At 64.1% G+C, this 16643-nt stretch carries 15 protein-coding genes; 11 read left to right on the forward strand and 4 right to left on the reverse strand.

The genetic code is table 11. From position 1 onward, the window contains the following. Window positions 1-22: 22 nt before the first annotated feature. Window positions 23-1732 (reverse strand): MFS transporter, encoded by a 1710-nt coding sequence (locus tag UP09_RS35205; protein ID WP_156164939.1) that lies wholly within the window; start codon window positions 1730-1732, stop codon window positions 23-25. A gap of 194 nt (window positions 1733-1926) precedes the next feature. On the opposite strand from UP09_RS35205, the gene UP09_RS35210 reads away from it, so the two are divergent. After that, window positions 1927-2574 carry a glutathione S-transferase family protein gene (locus UP09_RS35210; RefSeq protein WP_044542994.1) on the forward strand — a complete coding sequence of 216 codons (648 nt, stop codon included), beginning with the start codon at window positions 1927-1929 and terminating at the stop codon, window positions 2572-2574. Window positions 2575-2714: 140 nt separating this feature from the next. Here the strand turns inward: UP09_RS35210 and UP09_RS35215 are convergent, their stop codons facing one another. Beyond that, window positions 2715-3638, reverse strand: coding sequence for a LysR family transcriptional regulator (locus UP09_RS35215; RefSeq protein ID WP_044542995.1), 924 nt, complete (start codon window positions 3636-3638; stop codon window positions 2715-2717). Between the two features lie 146 nt (window positions 3639-3784). On the opposite strand from UP09_RS35215, the gene UP09_RS35220 reads away from it, so the two are divergent. From UP09_RS35220 to UP09_RS35235, 4 genes are all read left to right on the forward strand, one after another. Beyond that, a complete protein-coding gene (locus tag UP09_RS35220; protein ID WP_044542996.1) occupies window positions 3785-4531 on the forward strand; it encodes an SDR family NAD(P)-dependent oxidoreductase in 747 nt (248 codons plus the stop codon). 44 nt (window positions 4532-4575) lie between these two features. Then, a complete protein-coding gene (locus UP09_RS35225) occupies window positions 4576-5436 on the forward strand; it encodes an alpha/beta fold hydrolase (RefSeq protein WP_044542997.1) in 861 nt (286 codons plus the stop codon). A gap of 34 nt (window positions 5437-5470) precedes the next feature. Then, the gene (locus UP09_RS35230; protein WP_044542998.1) at window positions 5471-6217 is read left to right on the forward strand and encodes an SDR family NAD(P)-dependent oxidoreductase; all 747 of its coding nucleotides are present in this window, start codon (window positions 5471-5473) and stop codon (window positions 6215-6217) included. Window positions 6218-6280: 63 nt separating this feature from the next. Beyond that, the gene (locus tag UP09_RS35235; RefSeq protein ID WP_044542999.1) at window positions 6281-7024 is read left to right on the forward strand and encodes an SDR family NAD(P)-dependent oxidoreductase; all 744 of its coding nucleotides are present in this window, start codon (window positions 6281-6283) and stop codon (window positions 7022-7024) included. A 48-nt stretch (window positions 7025-7072) separates the two neighbouring features. On the opposite strand, the gene UP09_RS35240 is transcribed toward UP09_RS35235, so the two are convergent. Beyond that, entirely contained in the window at window positions 7073-7522 is a 450-nt protein-coding gene (locus UP09_RS35240; RefSeq protein ID WP_044543000.1) for a tautomerase family protein, read from the reverse strand. 257 nt (window positions 7523-7779) lie between these two features. On the opposite strand from UP09_RS35240, the gene UP09_RS35245 reads away from it, so the two are divergent. From UP09_RS35245 to UP09_RS35270, 6 genes are all read left to right on the forward strand, one after another. Continuing rightward, a complete protein-coding gene (locus tag UP09_RS35245) occupies window positions 7780-8994 on the forward strand; it encodes an ABC transporter substrate-binding protein (RefSeq protein WP_044543001.1) in 1215 nt (404 codons plus the stop codon). Window positions 8995-9004: 10 nt separating this feature from the next. Beyond that, window positions 9005-10723 carry an FAD-dependent oxidoreductase gene (locus UP09_RS35250; RefSeq protein WP_044543002.1) on the forward strand — a complete coding sequence of 573 codons (1719 nt, stop codon included), beginning with the start codon at window positions 9005-9007 and terminating at the stop codon, window positions 10721-10723. Beyond that, a complete protein-coding gene (locus tag UP09_RS35255) occupies window positions 10720-11514 on the forward strand; it encodes an IclR family transcriptional regulator (RefSeq protein ID WP_044543003.1) in 795 nt (264 codons plus the stop codon). Before UP09_RS35250 ends, UP09_RS35255 begins: the two co-directional genes overlap by 4 nt. Window positions 11515-11631: 117 nt before the next feature. After that, complete coding sequence (gene blaBJP, locus UP09_RS35260; RefSeq protein WP_044543004.1) at window positions 11632-12519, forward strand: BJP family subclass B3 metallo-beta-lactamase; 888 nt, start codon at window positions 11632-11634, stop codon at window positions 12517-12519. A 337-nt stretch (window positions 12520-12856) separates the two neighbouring features. Then, complete coding sequence (locus UP09_RS35265) at window positions 12857-13204, forward strand: hypothetical protein (RefSeq protein ID WP_044543202.1); 348 nt, start codon at window positions 12857-12859, stop codon at window positions 13202-13204. A gap of 233 nt (window positions 13205-13437) precedes the next feature. After that, a complete protein-coding gene (locus UP09_RS35270) occupies window positions 13438-15462 on the forward strand; it encodes a DEAD/DEAH box helicase (RefSeq protein ID WP_044543005.1) in 2025 nt (674 codons plus the stop codon). Window positions 15463-15651: 189 nt separating this feature from the next. Here UP09_RS35270 and UP09_RS35275 read toward each other — a convergent pair whose 3' ends face one another. Beyond that, window positions 15652-16614: a hydrogen peroxide-inducible genes activator gene (locus UP09_RS35275; protein WP_044543006.1), complete on the reverse strand. Its 963-nt coding sequence runs from the start codon at window positions 16612-16614 to the stop codon at window positions 15652-15654. Window positions 16615-16643 lie beyond the last annotated feature (29 nt).

Raw genomic sequence — 16643 nt, forward strand, 5'->3', positions numbered from 1 at the left:
TCCCGGTGGTGCCGGGCTCCGCTCAGGGTTTGGTCGCAGCCAGCTCCCGCAGCGTCTGTTCATGGCTGCTGCGGGAGATCGAGTATCGTGACATCATGAGGGCCGCCGCGCCGTAGAGGACAGCGAGGAACGGCACATAGGTGATACCGAGATTTCGAATCACGTCGGCCGGCACCTGACCGGGTGACGCGCCGTCGGGAAAACCCACAAACGCGAGCATCATGCTCGCCGTGAAGATGCCAAGGCCCGAGACCGCCTTGTTGACGAAGGCGTTGGCGGCCATGAACAAGCCTTCCGAGCGCCGTCCGGTTCGCTTCTCGGAGTCCTCCACGACGTCGGCCATCATGGACGCAATGAGAATCACCGTCATGATCGAAAACGTCGTCGACAGGACGGTGAAGACCATCAGAATGGGCAACAGCGCCCGTTCCTCGTTGCCGGGGAACAGGTTCAGGAGCCGCAGCAGGATCGGTAAGGCGGCAAACGTAAGCGCCAACAGCTGGCAGCAGATCGCGGCCGTCTTCTTGCCGATGCGCCTGGACAATGGCGTGGCGGATACGGACGCCAGGATCGTTGCAACGAAGCCGGCAAAGACGAACAGCGAGATCTGCGCGGCGCCAAGACCCCAGAAGTAGGTGCTGACGTACAGGCTCAACGACTGAACCAGGCCCTGGCCGGCGGCGTTGCAGAATGCCGTCAGCAGCAGCACCAGGAACGGACGGTGAGACAGGGTACTGATCATCTCCCGCGCAAGTTCGCCGATGGTGTGCTTGTGCGCGGCGGGAACGGAGAGCCTGGCGATGAACCTGTGCGTGCCTGATGTCGACACGAGGATTGCCACCAGGATGACCAGACCGGCGGCCATGCCGTAGTGCAGATACCCGGTCGGATTGAGCTGCCCGACGGGATGGGTCGCATCCGGCCTTAGAAATATCTGCAGGGCGGCCAGCGCCATGCCAAGACCGCCAAGCCATCCGAAGAAGTATCGAATGCTCATCAGGCTGGTTCGCTCATCATAGTCGCGGGTGAGTTCCGCACCCAGCGCGGAGCTTGGTATCTCGTACAGGGTAATGAAACTGCGAATGACAATCGTCGTCACGATCAGATAGGCCAGCACGCCCTCTGTTGACCATTTGGGAGGCGTCCACAGCAAGGCATAGGACAGTGCAGCCGGAATCGCGGCGGCATACATGAATGGATGCCGGCGTCCCCAGCGTGATCGCCAGTTGTCCGAGATCTGGCCGACGACAGGGTCGAGAAACGCATCGATCAGCAACGCGACCAGGATCGCGCTGCCGACGGCTTGTGCCGGCAAGCCGATCACCTGATTGTAGAAGATCAGGAGCAGGAAATTGAATCCCTGATCCTTGACGCCGAATGCGATCGTGCCAAGCCCATAGAGGATTTTGGTCGATCGGCTGAGCTTCGCGGAATTGTCGATGGCAGCAGTGACCTGGAGCAAATCCACCCCCTGAGAAAGCATGCTTGCAACATGAGCTGCCGGAACGGAGGGCGCAGCAGAAGGCGCGCTGGTCCCGGCTCGAACCCAGACGGCGTGTATTATCTTTCCATTGTAAAGATACCATAGAGACGGAGTCGTGACGGCGTCAAGGGGAATCTTTACACTGTAAAGAAGGGTGAGGCGGGCGCACGCGTGGGCCAGGACGTGAACCCGAAATTGGTCGGAGGCCCGCGGTCTGCTCTCAGGGCGCCAGCTCGCAAAAGCGGACAATGGAACAAGGCAGCCCCTACGCGCGGCGTTGCGGAATTGGCCACCGCGCTGTCACGACCTTTGATCAGAAGCGGGCATTCGCGATCTGCGTCCGGCAATGAAAATAGTTCAAGACCGATGTCGATTTCCGGGAGGCTCATTCGTCGTCACGATAGGAAGCCGACGAAATTCGCCCATGCCAGGAAACGGATGCGATGACAATCACGATCACAGCATTTGAACGATCGCCCGATGGCGGCAAGGGACTGGCGCGCGATACGCGCGTTCGCTGGGCGCTCGAAGAAGTGGGGCAGCCTTATGAGGTTCGTCTTGTTTCCTTCGCAGCGATGAAGGCGCCTGACCATCTGGCGATCCATCCCTTCGGCCAGATCCCCACCTATGAGGAGGGTTCTCTCTCGCTGTTCGAGACCGGCTCGATCGTCTTTCATCTTGCTGAGCAGCATGCGGGCCTGCTGCCGAACGATCGCAATGCCCGCGCGTGCGCGATCACGTGGATGTTTGCCGCACTTAACACCGTCGAGCCGCCGGTCCTCGAATTAACGACGGCAAAAATACTCGAAGGTGACAAGTCCTGGAGCGAGGCGCGCTTGCCGTTGGTAAAGGACCGTGTTCGCGCCCGGCTGGACCAACTCTCGGCTCACTTGGGCGTCGCCGACTGGCTCGATGATGCGTTCAGCGCGGGCGATTTATTGATGGTATCAGTGCTGCTGCGACTAAGAATGTCAGGCATTCTGGACGAATATCAAAACCTGGCTGCCTACGTCGCTCGCGGGGAAGCTCGGCCCGCTTATATCCGGGCTTTTGCGGCGCAATTTGCGATCAACGCCCCATCAACCAGCTGAAACATTAACTCATAAAGCCGAGCCGTCAGCAGGTTCGAGTCTACGACGCTAGTCGCGTGGCCCCGGCTCCATGAAAATCATCGGTGCGGCAAAGCCCGGCGCGCCTCCGCCCCCTCGGCATTGATCCGCGGCGCATGCGGCTAGACGGCGGGCTTCGATCGGGATGGTCCACCCTCGGCGGCGTGCGCCGCGGAGAGTTCATCGATCCTGGAAAGGAAGTTCTTCAGGATCGGCGAGGTGTTCGCCTTGTGATAGCCGATCGCAATGTCGATGGTCGGCGCCTCGCCCTTGAGCGGCCGGCTGACGACCGACCACGGCAGGAAATATTTCGCCGAGGCTGGCAGCAGTGCGACACCACGGGTCGAGGCTACCAGTGAGATCGCCATCGCGTAATTGTCGATCTCGAGTGACGGTGTGATCTCGATTTTATGCTGCTTGAAGTAGTCGGCGATGAGGCCGCGCAGCACCCGCGGCACTTTCGAGATGCCGATATAGGTTTCGCCGACGAAATCTTTGATATCGACGTTCTTGCGCTGCGCCAGCCTGTGGTCGCTCGGCAGGATCGCGACCAGCGGCTCCTTGGCGACGATCTTGATCTCGATATCGGGCAGTTGCTCGGCGCGGAGAAAGGCGACGTCGAGCCGGCCATGCACCAGTTCGTCGGCCAGCGTCGCCGAGTGATCGCTGGAGACCCGGATCTCGATATTGGCGAGATCGTCGCGCAGCAGGCTGGTGGCCCGTGGCAGCCAGGCGACCTCCTGGCCAGTCGTAAACCCCATTGCAAAGACCTGCTTGCTCGGCTGGGCCGCGCGCCGTGCTGCTTCCGCGGCCGCATCGGCTTGCGTGAGCGTCAGTCTGGCGTGGTCGAGGAAAGCTCGGCCCGCCGGGGTCAACGAAACGCCGTGAACGCTGCGCGTCAGCAGCGGCACGCCGACCTCATATTCGAGATCGCGGATTTGCCGGCTGAGGGAGGGCTGCGCGGTGTGCAGCCGCTTCTCGGCGGCCACCGTCAGGCTACCTTCCTCGGCGACCGCGACGAAATAGCGAAAATGCCGGAGCTCCATATTCCATACCTTTCAGGCATGAAAGGCAGCTTACAAAGTCTTGGTCAAAGGCGCTAGCCTGGACCAAATAGCTATCCAACGATGAGCGTTCCGCTTCGACCATGCCCCTCCGGCAGGGTCCGGTGCACTCTCCAGGGATAAACGTCATGCCTGCCCCCGTCGTGCTGATCACCGGCGCGCTGACCGGAATCGGCCGCGCCACCGCCATTGCCTTCGCCACCGAAGGCGCCACCGTCGTCGTCTCAGGCCGCCGCGGGACCGAAGGCCGGGCGCTGGAAGCCGAGCTGCGGCGCCTCGGTGCCGAAGCCGCCTTCATTGCCGCCGACGTGCGCTACGAGGACGATGTCCGCCGCCTGGCCGATCAGACCGTCGCGCGGTTCGGCCGCCTCGACGTTGCCGTCAACAATGCCGGCACTGACGGCAAAGGTGGCCTGCTGACCGAGCAGACGCCGGACAACTATGCGGCGATATTCGACACCAATGTGCTCGGCACACTGCTCAGCATGAAGCACGAGCTGCGTGTGATGCAGAAGCAGGGCGCCGGCAGTATCGTCAACATCTCCTCCACGATGGGCGAGCGTGGCGCGGCCAATCTTTCAGTCTACACCGCGAGTAAGCATGCGGTGGAGGGTCTCACCAAGTCGGCGGCGCTCGAGGCCGCGGCTTTTGGTGTCCGCGTCAACGCGGTTGCACCCGGTCCGATCGAGACTGCGATGCTCGATCGGGTAGCGGGCAGCCCGGAGAGGAAGGCCGCGTTCTATGCGGCGCTGCCGCTGAAGCGCGGAGGGCGGCCGGAGGAGATCGCCGACGCCATCACCTTCCTCGCCTCGGCAAAGGCGGCGTTCATCACTGGCCAGATCGTCCGGGTCAATGGCGGCAAGACCGCCAGTTGATCGCTCAACCAACCCAACGCAATCGCCCACACGGGAACGCAGCCATGACCAGCCACACCCATGACGCTGCGCCGACGCAGTTCGTCGAGGCCAACGGCATCCGTTTCGCCTATCGCCGCTTCGGCAAGCAAGGCGGCGTACCGCTCGTCTTCAACATCCACTTCATGGGCACCATGGATTACTGGGATCCGGCGGTGACCGATGGATTCGCGCGGGATCGCGAGGTCATCCTTTTCGATAATGCCGGTCTGTTATCGAGTTCGGGCGAAGTGCCGGAAAGTATCGCCGGAATGGGCGCCAATGCGATGGCCTTCATCCGCGCGCTCGGGCTTTCGCAGGTCGATGTGCTCGGTTTCTCGATCGGGGGTCTGGTTGCGCAGGAAATCACGCTGCAGGCGCCTGATCTGGTGCGCCAGGTGGTGCTGGTCGGCACCGGACCGCGCAGCGGCGAAAGCATGGATACCGGCACGCCGGAGGGCAGGGACATCTTCGGCGCGACCTATGCCAATCCCGACGATCTCTGGCTCCGTGTGCAGTTCACGCCATCGGCCGCGAGCCAGGCCGCGGGGCGCGAATTCGTCAAGCGCTTCCGGCGGCGGACCGAGAATCGCGATCCCGAAGTCTCGCAGCAGGCGGCGTTGGCCCAACGCGCGGCGATCGCCAAATGGGGCGCCAAGCGCGAGCACGCCTGGGACTATCTGAAGGAGATCAGGCAGCCGACGCTGGTCGTCAACGGCAGCAACGACGTGATCATCACCACGATCAACTCGTTCATCCTGCAGCAGCATCTGCCGAACGCGAAGCTGATCCTCTACCCGGATTCGGCGCACGGCTCGCTCTACCAGTATCCCGCGATGTTCGTCAGCGACGTCTCGGCCTTTCTCGATCAATCACAATGGGCGTGAAACGAGCGTTTCGCGTCGTGCAGGGAGAATGACCATGACCAGCCTCAAGGGAAAGACAGCCCTCGTCACCGGCGGCTCGCGCGGCATCGGCCGCGCCACCGCACTCGCGCTCGGCAAGCTCGGCGCGCAGGTGCTGGTGCATTACGGACAGGCCGCGAAGGAGGCGGACGCTGTGGTCGCCGAGATCCGCAAGTGCGGCGGACGTGCCGATGCGATCGCGGCCGATCTCGCCGCGGCGGACGGCCCACATCAACTGGCCCGTCAGGTGCGCGCGATCACCGGCGATCGGCTCGACATCCTCGTTGCGAACGCCGGCGTCGCCAAGGCGGCCGTGATCGAGGAGACGACGGTCGAGGATTTCGACCACCAGTTCGCCGTTAACGTCCGCGCGCCGTTCTTCCTGGTCCAGCAATTGCTGCCGATCCTCTGCGACGGCTCGAGCGTCGTGCTGGTCTCGTCGCTGGCGGCGCACGCGGTGGTCGGCACCTTGCCGGCCTATGCCGTGACCAAGGGCGCCATCGATACGCTGGTCAAGCATTTGGCGAGCGCGCTCGGCGCGCGCGGCATTCGCGTCAACGCGGTGGCGCCGGGCGTCGTCGCGACCGACATGTCGTCCTTCGCCAAGACCGACGTGGGCCGCGACTACACGCTCGGCCTGCAGACGTTGAAGCGGATCGCGCAGCCGGACGATATCGCCGACGCCATTGCCTTCCTCGCCTCCCCCGCCGCGCGCTGGATCACCGGCGACACCATCCGCGTCGACGGCGGCTCCAAGCTCTGAACCTTCCACTCTGCCAGGCGGCTATATCGGCTGCCTGTTCATCTCATCGAATGGAGACTGACAATGTCAAAGAAACTCGAAGGCAAGACTGCGATCGTCACCGGCGCGTCGCGCGGCATTGGAGCCGCGATCGCCAGGCGTCTCGCGGCCGACGGCGCCGCAGTTGCGATCACTTACAGCAAAGGCGCAGACACCGCCGCTGTTGTCGTCAAGGCGATCGAGAGCGCCGGCGGTAAAGCCATCGCGATCCAGGCCGACGCCACCAACCCCGCCGCCGTCAAGGCCGCGGTCGAGAAGGTCGTCACCTCGTTCGGCGGGCTCGATATCCTCGTGAACAACGCCGGCACCGCGATCCCGAAGAAATTCGAGGAGACGACGCTGGAGGAACTGGATCAGGTGATCAACCTCAACCTCCGCGGCGTCTTCATCGCGACGCAGGCGGCACTGAAGCACATGCGCAAGGGCGGCCGGATCGTGACGATCGGGTCATGCGTTGGCGAGCGTATGATGACGCCGGGACTGGTGCCGTATTCGGCCACCAAGGCCGCAATCAGGATGTTCACGCAAGGGCTATCTCGCGAGGTGGGCGACCGCGCCATCACGGTCAACAACGTTCAGCCGGGTCCGATCGACACCGATCTCAATCCGGCGTCGGGCGATTGGGCGACGCCACAAAAGGCCGTCACCGCTCTCAATCGCTATGGCACCGTGGACGAGGTCGCAGCACTGGTGGCCTTCGTCGCGAGCCCCGAAGCCTCCTACATCACGGGCACGAACCTGACCGTGGACGGTGGTACCAACGCGTGAGGCTCACGAGGCGCCGTCCGGCTGTCGGACGGCGCCTCTCGTCGCGGTTCAGCGGCGCTTGCCGATCGATTGCATGAACGCGCGATCCGCCTCCGGCAGTCCATCGGTCCAAACAAGCTCATCGCCGGGCTCCGGCAGGACATGGCCAAACTCGATCATCTGCCGCGGCTGCAACTCGTTGAGATAGACCCAGACCGCGCGCTTGCTGTCGACGTTGGCGGCCAGCGCGACGGCGTCGGCCATCAGCCGGATCATCCGTGTCTTGTCGACGGCTGCGCGCCCGGATCGGATATGGCCGTAGACAAAGATGTGATCGTGCGTGACCGGCTCGCCGCCCATGAACAGGTTCCCGGGCGCGACCTCCGTGAAGATCACCTGCGCGAAATAGCTTGGCGCGCCCGTTACCTCGGCATGGATCCGGGTAATCTCGCTGGCGATCCTGTTCTTTTGCTCCGCGGTGAGGCGCCCCTGCGCGCTGGTGCAATAGTAAGTTGGCATCTGCGTCTCCCGGCTTGGACGTGATGTCCCAGCTTCCGCGTGGAATCTCCACCGTCAAGCTGGGTTCGTCGTCCCGCTTGAAGACCGCAGCCGGCGCGATCTCACATCGACTTGCTTCTGGCCCCGATGAGGTTGCCGAGGGCAAATCCTTCGGGAGTGGCCGCACGACAATTTGCTGTTGACAAATAGATTAAACAATTACTAATTCGTAAGTGACCAAAAAAACCGCCGCAGAGCGGACCAAGGGAGAGGAACCCATGAGATACGTCCTTGCGCGACACGTTCTTGCGCTCGCCGTTGTTGCGGCGATGACATCGGCTGCCCATGCGCAGGTCTCCGACGACGTCGTGCGGATCGGCGTGCTCACCGATCTATCGAGCTGGGGGCGGGACAATAGCGGGCCAGGCTCGGTCGAAGCGGCCAAAATGGCGGTCGAGGAATTCGGGCCGACCGTGCTCGGCAAGCCGATCGAGATCATCAGCGCCGACCACCAGATGAAGACCGATGTTGGTGTCCAGATCGTGCGCGGCTGGTTCGACAACAGCAAGGTCGACGCCGTCGTCGACATCCCGAATTCGGGCATCGCGATCGCGGTTCACAATATGGTCCGCGAGCGCAACAAGATCGCGCTGCTCTCCGGCCCGGGTGCAAGCTCGCTGACCGACGAGCTGTGCAGCCCCAACACCGTGCACTTCACCTACGACACCTACGCGCTGTCGAAGGTCACGGCCTCGGCCGTCATCAAGGAGGGCGGCAAATCCTGGTTCTTCATCACCGCGGACTATGCCTTCGGCCAGCAGCTCGAGAAGGATGCCACCCGCTTCGTCAACGAGATGGGCGGCAAGGTGCTCGGCGGCGTGCGTCATCCGACCAACACCGCAGACTTCTCCTCCTTCGCCCTGCAGGCACAGAGCTCGAAGGCCGATGTGGTGGCATTCGCCAATGCCGGCCAGGACACCGACAATGCGATCAAGCAGTCCGGCGAATTCGGCCTGGTGCAAGGCGGCCAGAAGCTGGTCGGCCTCCTGATGTTCGACACCGACGTCCATGCCGTCGGGCTGAAGTCGGCGCAAGGCACCTATATGACGACGGCGTCGTATTGGAACATGGATGAAGCGACCCGCGCCTGGTCGAAGACGTTCTTCGCCCGCACCAATGTCATGCCGACCATGATCCACACCGGTGTCTACGGCTCGGTGTTGCATTATCTCAAGGCGATCAAGGCCGCCGGCACCGACGATCCGCAGAAGGTCATGGCGAAGATGCGCGAATTGCCGATCGAGGATGTTTTCGTCCACGGCGGCCGGCTGCGCGAGGATGGTCGCGTGATCCGCGACATGTATCTCGCCAAGGTGAAGTCGCCGGAACAGTCCAAGGAGCCCTGGGACTATCTCGAGATCGTCAAGACGGTGAAGGGCGAGGACGCGTTCCGTCCGGTGTCGGAGTCCAAATGTCCGCTTCTGAAAAAATAGGAGCGAGCGCGTGACCGACAACGCACAAGAAAGCTACGAATGCGACGCGCTGGTGGTCGGCTCCGGCTGCAGCGGCCTGTCGGCGGCTGTCACCGCGGCTCATCACGGGCTCAAGGTTCTGGTGGTCGAGAAGGAGCCGCGTTTCGGCGGTACCACCGCGCGCTCCGGCGGCTGGCTCTGGATCCCCGGTACCTCGCTGGCGAAAGCCTGGGGCATCGCGGAGAGCCCGGATCAGGCGAGGGCGTATCTGCGGCACGAGGCCGGCAACAGTTTTGACGCCGCCCGCGTCGATGCCTTCCTGAGCGAAGGGCCGAAGGCAGTCGATTTCTTCACCACGAAGACCGCGGTGCGTTTCGACATGCCGCTGACCTTCCCGGATTATCACGCCGAGGCCCCCGGCGGCGCGCAGGGCGGCCGCTCCATGGTCGCCCGCCCGTTCGACGGCCGCGAGCTTGGGCCGGCCATCAACGATCTCGGCAGCCCGCTGCCCGAGCTCACTGTGTTCGGCATGATGCTCGGCTCCGGCAAGGAGATCGTCCATTTCATGCGCGCGACGCGCTCGCTGATGTCGGCGGCCTATGTCGCCAGGCGGCTGTCGAAGCATGCCGGCGACGTGATGCGCCACGGCCGCGGCATGACGCTGACCAACGGCAATGCGCTCGCCGGGAGGTTGGCGAAATCGGCATTCGACCTGAACATTCCGCTCTGGCTCTCGTCGCCGGTGCGCGAGCTGATAATCGAGAACGGCGCGGTGCGCGGCGCCATCGTCACGCACGAAGGGCGCACGATCCGCGTCAACGCGAAGCGCGGCGTGGTGCTCGCTTGCGGCGGCTTTCCGCATGATGTGGCGCGGCGCCAAAAAATGTTTCCGCATGCGCCGACCGGCAAGGAACACTATTCCCCGGGCCCTGCGGGCAACACCGGCGACGGATTGCGGCTGGCGGAATCCGCCGGCGGCCGTGTCGAGGATTCGCTACCGAACGCGGCCGCCTGGGTGCCGGTCTCGGTCACCACGCGCAAGGACGGCTCGAAGGGCGTGATGCCGCACTTCATCGATCGCGCCAAGCCCGGCGTGATCGCCGTGATGCGCGACGGCAAGCGCTTCGCCAACGAAGGCAATTCCTACCACGACTTCGTGCAGGAGATGATGAAGGCCGCAAAGCCCGGCGAGGAGATCGCCGCCTTCCTGCTCTGCGATCACCAGACGCTGCGCAAATACGGCCTCGGTTGCGTGCCGCCGCGCCCGATGCCAACAGGCCATCATCTCAAGACCGGCTATCTGAAACGCGGTAACACGTTGGCCGAACTCGCGGCGCAGGCCGGGATCGATGCCAGCGGACTGGAGGCCACCGTCGCCGAATTCAACATCGCTGCCGCGGAAGGCCGCGATCCTGCTTTCGGCAAGGGCTCGCGCGCCTATAACCGCTACCAGGGCGACGCGCTGCACGGGCCGAACCCTTGCGTGGCGCCACTCGAACACGGGCCGTTCTACGCGATCAAGATGGTGATCGGCGATCTCGGTACCTATGCGGGCATCGTCACCGACGCGCATGCGCGTGCGCTGGATGCCGAGGGGCGGGTCATTCCCGGGCTCTATGCCGCGGGCAACGATATGGCGAGCATCATGGGCGGCAACTATCCGGGCGCCGGCATCACGCTCGGTCCCGCGCTGACCTTCGGCTATATCGCCGGACGTCATCTTGCCGGCGCTGCAAACGGGGGCACATGACCAGAGAAAGCCGCGGCATCCAATCGATCGAGGTCGGCGGGGAATTGCTGCGCGCGCTCGCCCGCAGTGGCGAGCCGATGATGCTGCGCGATCTCGCGCGCGAGGCCGGCATGCCGCCGGCCAAGGCGCACCCCTATCTGGTGAGCTTTTCCCGGATCGGCCTGATCGAGCAGGACGAGACCACCGGACGCTACGAGATCGGCGCGCTGGCGCTCGAGCTCGGCCTGATCAGCCTGCGCCGCCTCTCGGCCGTGCGTATCGCCACGCCGCGGATCGCGGCGCTCGCCGGCACCATCGATCACGCGGTGTCGCTGTCGGTCTGGGGCACCCACGGGCCGACCGTGGTGCGCCTCGAAGAGCCGAGCCATCCCGTGCATATCGCGATGCGCGTCGGTTCCGTCGTGGCGCTGCTTGAAACCGCGACCGGCCGGGCGTTCGCCGCGTTCATGCCGCAAAACACCCTGAAGGCGGCGCTTGAAAGCGGCCTTGATCGCCTCGGCGTCGGCTACAACCCGAAGCGCGCGCCGAAGAGCCCGAAGGTCGCCGAGATACTCGCCGAGGTGCGCAGCCGCGGACTGGCACGCGCGCTTGGTGACCCGTTGCCGGGCGTCAATGCCTTCGCCGCACCCGTGTTCGACCATACGGGCCGTGTCACGCTCGTCATCACCGCGATGGGGCCCGAGGGGACCTTCGATGCCGGTTGGGACAGTGCGATCGCGACCGCGCTGCACAGCTGCGCCGGCGATATCTCGCGCCAACTCGGCCATGGCACGGTGCGGGCGACGGGGTAAGTGAAACGGGCGGCCGCGGCATCGTTGCCTGCCGCGCCGGCGTCGCTTGCGACGACAAGCAAAAACACGCACAGTGGCTGCTGGTCACAAGCAACAACACTATGCAGGGAGGCAACGATGAAAACGCTCACAGCCGCGCTGTGTGCCCTGGCGCTGATGGTATCAGGCGCACAGGCGCAGACGCTGAAGGATTTTCTGGCGGCCGTCACCAAGAAGTGGACCACGCCGTTCGAGCCGTTTCAGCTGATCGGCAATATCTATTATGTCGGCACCGACGGGATCGCGGTCTACATCATTAAGACCTCGCAGGGCCTGATCCTGATGGACACCGCGCTTCCGCAGTCGACCGGCATGATCAAGGACAACATCGCCAAGCTCGGCTTCAAGCTCGGCGACATCAAGTACATCCTCAACACCCATGCGCATTTCGATCACACCGGCGGCTTTGCCGAGATCAAGCAGGAGACCGGCGCGCAGCTGGTCGCCGGCAAGCGCGACACGCCATTGCTCGAAGGCGGCTATTATCCGGGCGACGAGAAGAATGCCGATCTGGCCTTTCCGGCGGTGAAGGTCGATCGCGCGGTCGGCGAGGGCGACAAGGTGACGCTTGGCGACACCACGCTGATCGCGCACGAAACGCCCGGCCACTCGCCCGGCTGCACCAGCTGGGAGATGACCGTCCACGATGGCGATCAGGACCGCACCGTGCTGTTCTTCTGCAGCGGAACCGTCGCCCTGAACCGGCTGGTCGGAACCCCGACGCATGCCGGCATCGTCGATGACTATCGCGCGACCTTCGCCAAGGTGAAGGGCATGAAGGTCGACGTGCTGCTCGGGCCGCATCCGGAGGTCTACGACATGCAGGCCAAGCGCGCGCTGATGAAGGACAGCACGCAGAACCCGTTCGTCAAGTCCGGCGAGAATGCGACCTACGTGGCCGGGCTCGAGCAGGATTTCGACAAGCAGCTCGCCAAGCAGACCGCCGCGATGCAGAAGGCGAATTAGTTGTAGATTGCTCTCTCCGTCATTCCGGGGCTCGCGTAGCGAGAGCCCGGAATCCATTTATCCGCGAAGCTTGCGGCTCGATGGATTCCGGGCTCGTGCTTCGCCCGCCCCGGAATGACGAGGGTGGCGAGCGTGAGCCCACTGCAGCGAACGCAAGCGCGTGTGATGCGAGCCACGGCGAGGATGAACGCGGGGAGCCATCGACCCCGATGCCTCTGAAACGCATAAAACCGGAGCGAAATCCAATACGCTTTTCACCCCATCTCCCTTGAGTGTTCGTCAACCGCCGAGGCCGATGCTCGCGCCCGTCGAGCTGGACACATGTCAGGAGCCGAACATGCCGACCAAGAGAAGAGCGACCGCGACCAAGGCCCACGCGCATGAGCGCGAGGATATCCTGAACCCGCACGCCATCAGCACGCTGAGCGCGGGCGCCGTCAGCGCGATGAGCGCGGTCGGGGCCGCCGTCATCAAGCAGAACAAGGCTGCGCTCGGCCAGAACGCGGACTGGTTCTGGCACATGTTCGCGAAGTGCGAGGCCAAGGCCGCGCGCCTCGCCGAGCAGGCTACGCACGATCCCAAGGCCTGCGGCGACGCGACATTCATCGAGACTTACGCCAGGAACCTGCCGAAATTGATGGCTTCGGCGCTGGAGACCCGCGAAAAGGCGCTCAAGGCGAAATAAAGTTAGCCGGGGCGGGCTGTTCGCGCATCAACCGTTCACCTAACCCCCGCTGGAAGCCAAGATTCAAAGAGACGCGACGCAATCATGCGTCGGGCATGGTGATTTGGCCTCGTTTGGCGTAAAGCACCCTCAAATCAGTTCGCCACGCGCGCGGCCGTGCCGCCTGCCGGGCTCGCAGCATCGAGTCATCAGGCCCGATGGTCTGCGCCTGACCCAACCAAGGTTTCCATCTCGTGTCCTTTCCGACGACAAGTGCGCCGCTCGCCCGAGCTTTGGCCGAGCGCAACTATGATCAGCCGACCCCCGTTCAGCTCGCCGTGCTTGCGACCGAAGCCGTCGGCCGCGACCTGCTGGTTTCGGCCCAGACCGGCTCGGGCAAGACCGTCGCCTACGGGCTGGCAATTGCTACCGATCTGCTTGATAGCGCCGAGCGGTTCGAACGGGCCGCCGCGCCGCTGGCCTTGATCGTCGCGCCGACGCGCGAACTTGCGCTGCAAGTCCAGCGCGAACTCGCATGGCTTTATCAATATGCGGATGGGCGCGTGATCGCCTGCGTCGGCGGTATGGACCCGCGTCGCGAACAACGCGAGTTGGCTGCCGGCGCTCACATCGTCGTCGGGACGCCCGGCCGGTTGTGCGATCATCTGCGGCGCGGCCATCTCGACATCTCCGGCCTGAAGGTCGTCGTTCTCGACGAGGCCGATGAAATGCTCAATCTCGGCTTTCGCGAGGATATGGAATTCATCCTCAAGACCACGCCGGACACGCGCCGCACGTTGCTGTTCTCGGCGACGTTTCCGCGCGGCATCGTCGCGCTGGCAAAGCAGTATCAGAAGCACGCCTTTCGGATCGAGGTCGCCGGCGACGAAGGCGGTCATGCCGATATCGAGTACCGCGCCATCCGGGTCGCCCCGAGCGATGTCGAGCACGCGGTCGTCAACGTGCTGCGCTTTTTCGAATCGCCGAGCGCGCTGGTGTTCTGCAATACGCGAGATGCCGTCAGGCATTTGCAGGCGGCGCTGCTGGAGCGCGGCTTTTCCGTGGTCGCTCTGTCAGGCGAGTTGACCCAGAACGAACGAACCCAGGCGCTGCAGTCGTTGCGCGATGGACGGTCCCGCGTCTGCGTGGCGACCGATGTGGCGGCGCGCGGCATCGACCTGTCGAATCTCGATCTCGTTATCCATGCCGATCTGCCCAATGACGCCGAGGTCATGCAGCATCGCTCGGGCCGCACCGGCCGCGCCGGCCGAAAGGGTGTCAGCATTCTCTTGGTACCGCCGGCAAGATTAAGGCGTGCGGAATTGCTGCTGAGGACGGCCGGCATCGACGCGGTCTGGGGCACTGCGCCTCAGCCGGACGAAATCCGTAAACTCGATCACGAGCGCATGCTGCATGATCCGGTGTTGACCGAAGAGTCGACTCCCGACGATCTGATGCTGGCGCAGGCATTGCTTGCCGAGCGGTCGCCCGAGACCATCGCCGCGGCGCTCGCGCGTCTCTACCGCGCGCGGCTTCCTTCACCCGAAGACATTCTCGATCCGGGCCAAAACAGAGGCAGGGATCGTGACAAGGATCGTGACAAGGATCGTGACAAGGATCGTGACGATCGCGGCCGGGACAACATCCGACCGTCGCGCGGCGACGATCGTCCCGCCGGGCCCCGCGCGAAGCCGGGAAAATCATCGGCGCGTCACGGCATGGGCGAGGCCACCGTCTGGTTCCGCGCCTCGATCGGACGGAAAAAGAATGCCGAAGCCCGCTGGCTGCTGCCGATGATTTGCCGTCGCGGCGGCATCGACAAGAATGACATCGGCTCCATCAAGGTGATGGACACCACCACCGAGTTCGAAATTGCGGCGCGGGTCGCGGATTCCTTCGCGGTCAAGATCCGGCGTCCGGACAAGGAAGACACCATCCGCATCGAGCCGTTGCAGGATGCTCCCTCAGGTCAGGCGTCTTCCGAAAGGCCGGCGCGTGCGCCGTCGCCCGCACCTTGGCGCGAGGCCGGCGAGGCCGGTCACAGCGCGCCTCGACGTGACGAGTCCCGCGGCGAAACGGCAAGCGAACACCGCGGCAAGCCTCCCGGCAAGAAGAGCCCGAAATTCGGTGGAGAGCCGGGTTTTGCCAAGAAGCCTGGGTTCGAGAAGAAAAAGAAACATCAGGACGAGTCCGGCCACACGGGACGCCGACACTCGGCCGGCGCGCCCCCCGCGAAGGGCGCATTCGGAAAGAAGCCAAAGAAAAAGCATCGCGGCTGATCTGTCGCCGCGCTCACAAGCGGCGCAACAAACTCACTGTCGTCCCGGGCTTGACCCGGGACCCATAACCACAAATGTTCATTGTTGAGCGACGCTGGGGCCACAGCCTACTTCGACAACTCAACCTTGTGGTTATGGGTCCCGGCCTTCGCCGGGACGACGGCTCAGATGTGGCGCGACGTGTGCACCCTACCTCCGCCTTGCTCCCGCCACAGGCTTCTTAGCCGCCTCCTTCGCCCCACCGTCCCCCTTCGGCGCGCGCAGCGCGGCGGCGGCGAGGCGGACCACCTCGGAGATCTGCTGCAACTGTCCGGCGAGCGGGCTGGATTTGCGCCAGACCATGCCGATGGTGCGCGAGGGCTGCGGGTTCTTGAAGCGCGAGACCGAGACCGGCGCCGAGCGGGTTTCCACCGCGACCGCCATTTCCGGAATCAACGTAACGCCGATGCCGGCGCCGACCATCTGGACCAGCGTCGACAGCGAGCTTGCGTCCAGCACCTCGCGCGGCGGCGAGGATTGCATGTTGCAGAACGACAGCGCCTGGTCGCGGAAGCAATGACCCTCCTCGAGCAGCAACAGCCGCATCTCGCGCAGCATCTCGCTCGACGGCACCGGCGTTCCCGCGGCTTCGGCCGGCCGCACCAGCAGAAAGCTTTCCGTGAACAGCGCGACCTCGGTCAGCGACGGCTCCGACACCGGCAGGGCGACGATCGCGGTATCGAGCCGGCCCTCCGCGACCTCCTTGATCAGTTTCGGTGTCAGCGTCTCGCGGACATGAATGTCGAGCTCGGGATGCGCGCGGGCCAGATTCTCGATTACTCTCGGCAGCAGATAGGGCGCGATCGTCGGGATCATGCCGACGCGCAAGCGCCCAGCGAGCCGGTCGCGCGAGGCGCGTGCGAAGTCGCCGAGCTCATCGACCGAGCGCAGGATGTCGCGGACCCGATGCAGCAGCTCCTCGCCGAATTTCGTCAGGCTGACCTGGCGCGCGCCGCGCTCGATCAGCACGCCGCCGACCGCCTGCTCCATTTCGCGGATCTGCATCGACAGCGCAGGCTGCGAGATCGCGCAGGCATCCGCGGCGCGTCCGAAATGGCTGTGGCGGGCCAGCGCATCGAAGTAGCGAAGTTGCCGCAGTGTGACGTTTATCATCAGATAATCTTATCGATGCGATCATTAAA

It is taken from the genome of Bradyrhizobium sp. LTSP885 (genome assembly GCF_000938305.1).
Taxonomy (GTDB): Bacteria; Pseudomonadota; Alphaproteobacteria; order Rhizobiales; family Xanthobacteraceae; genus Bradyrhizobium.

Excerpts from the sequence above, each read along its gene's own strand:
- UP09_RS35210 (WP_044542994.1), top strand. The coding sequence starts at position 1,927 with ATGACAATCACGATCACAGCATTTGAACGATCGCCCGATGGCGGCAAG.
- UP09_RS35215 (WP_044542995.1), bottom strand. The coding sequence starts at position 3,638 with ATGGAGCTCCGGCATTTTCGCTATTTCGTCGCGGTCGCCGAGGAAGGT.
- UP09_RS35220 (WP_044542996.1), top strand. The coding sequence starts at position 3,785 with ATGCCTGCCCCCGTCGTGCTGATCACCGGCGCGCTGACCGGAATCGGC.
- UP09_RS35225 (WP_044542997.1), top strand. The coding sequence starts at position 4,576 with ATGACCAGCCACACCCATGACGCTGCGCCGACGCAGTTCGTCGAGGCC.
- UP09_RS35230 (WP_044542998.1), top strand. The coding sequence starts at position 5,471 with ATGACCAGCCTCAAGGGAAAGACAGCCCTCGTCACCGGCGGCTCGCGC.
- UP09_RS35235 (WP_044542999.1), top strand. The coding sequence starts at position 6,281 with ATGTCAAAGAAACTCGAAGGCAAGACTGCGATCGTCACCGGCGCGTCG.
- UP09_RS35240 (WP_044543000.1), bottom strand. The coding sequence starts at position 7,522 with ATGCCAACTTACTATTGCACCAGCGCGCAGGGGCGCCTCACCGCGGAG.
- UP09_RS35245 (WP_044543001.1), top strand. The coding sequence starts at position 7,780 with ATGAGATACGTCCTTGCGCGACACGTTCTTGCGCTCGCCGTTGTTGCG.
- UP09_RS35255 (WP_044543003.1), top strand. The coding sequence starts at position 10,720 with ATGACCAGAGAAAGCCGCGGCATCCAATCGATCGAGGTCGGCGGGGAA.
- blaBJP (WP_044543004.1), top strand. The coding sequence starts at position 11,632 with ATGAAAACGCTCACAGCCGCGCTGTGTGCCCTGGCGCTGATGGTATCA.
- UP09_RS35265 (WP_044543202.1), top strand. The coding sequence starts at position 12,857 with ATGCCGACCAAGAGAAGAGCGACCGCGACCAAGGCCCACGCGCATGAG.
- UP09_RS35275 (WP_044543006.1), bottom strand. The coding sequence starts at position 16,614 with ATGATAAACGTCACACTGCGGCAACTTCGCTACTTCGATGCGCTGGCC.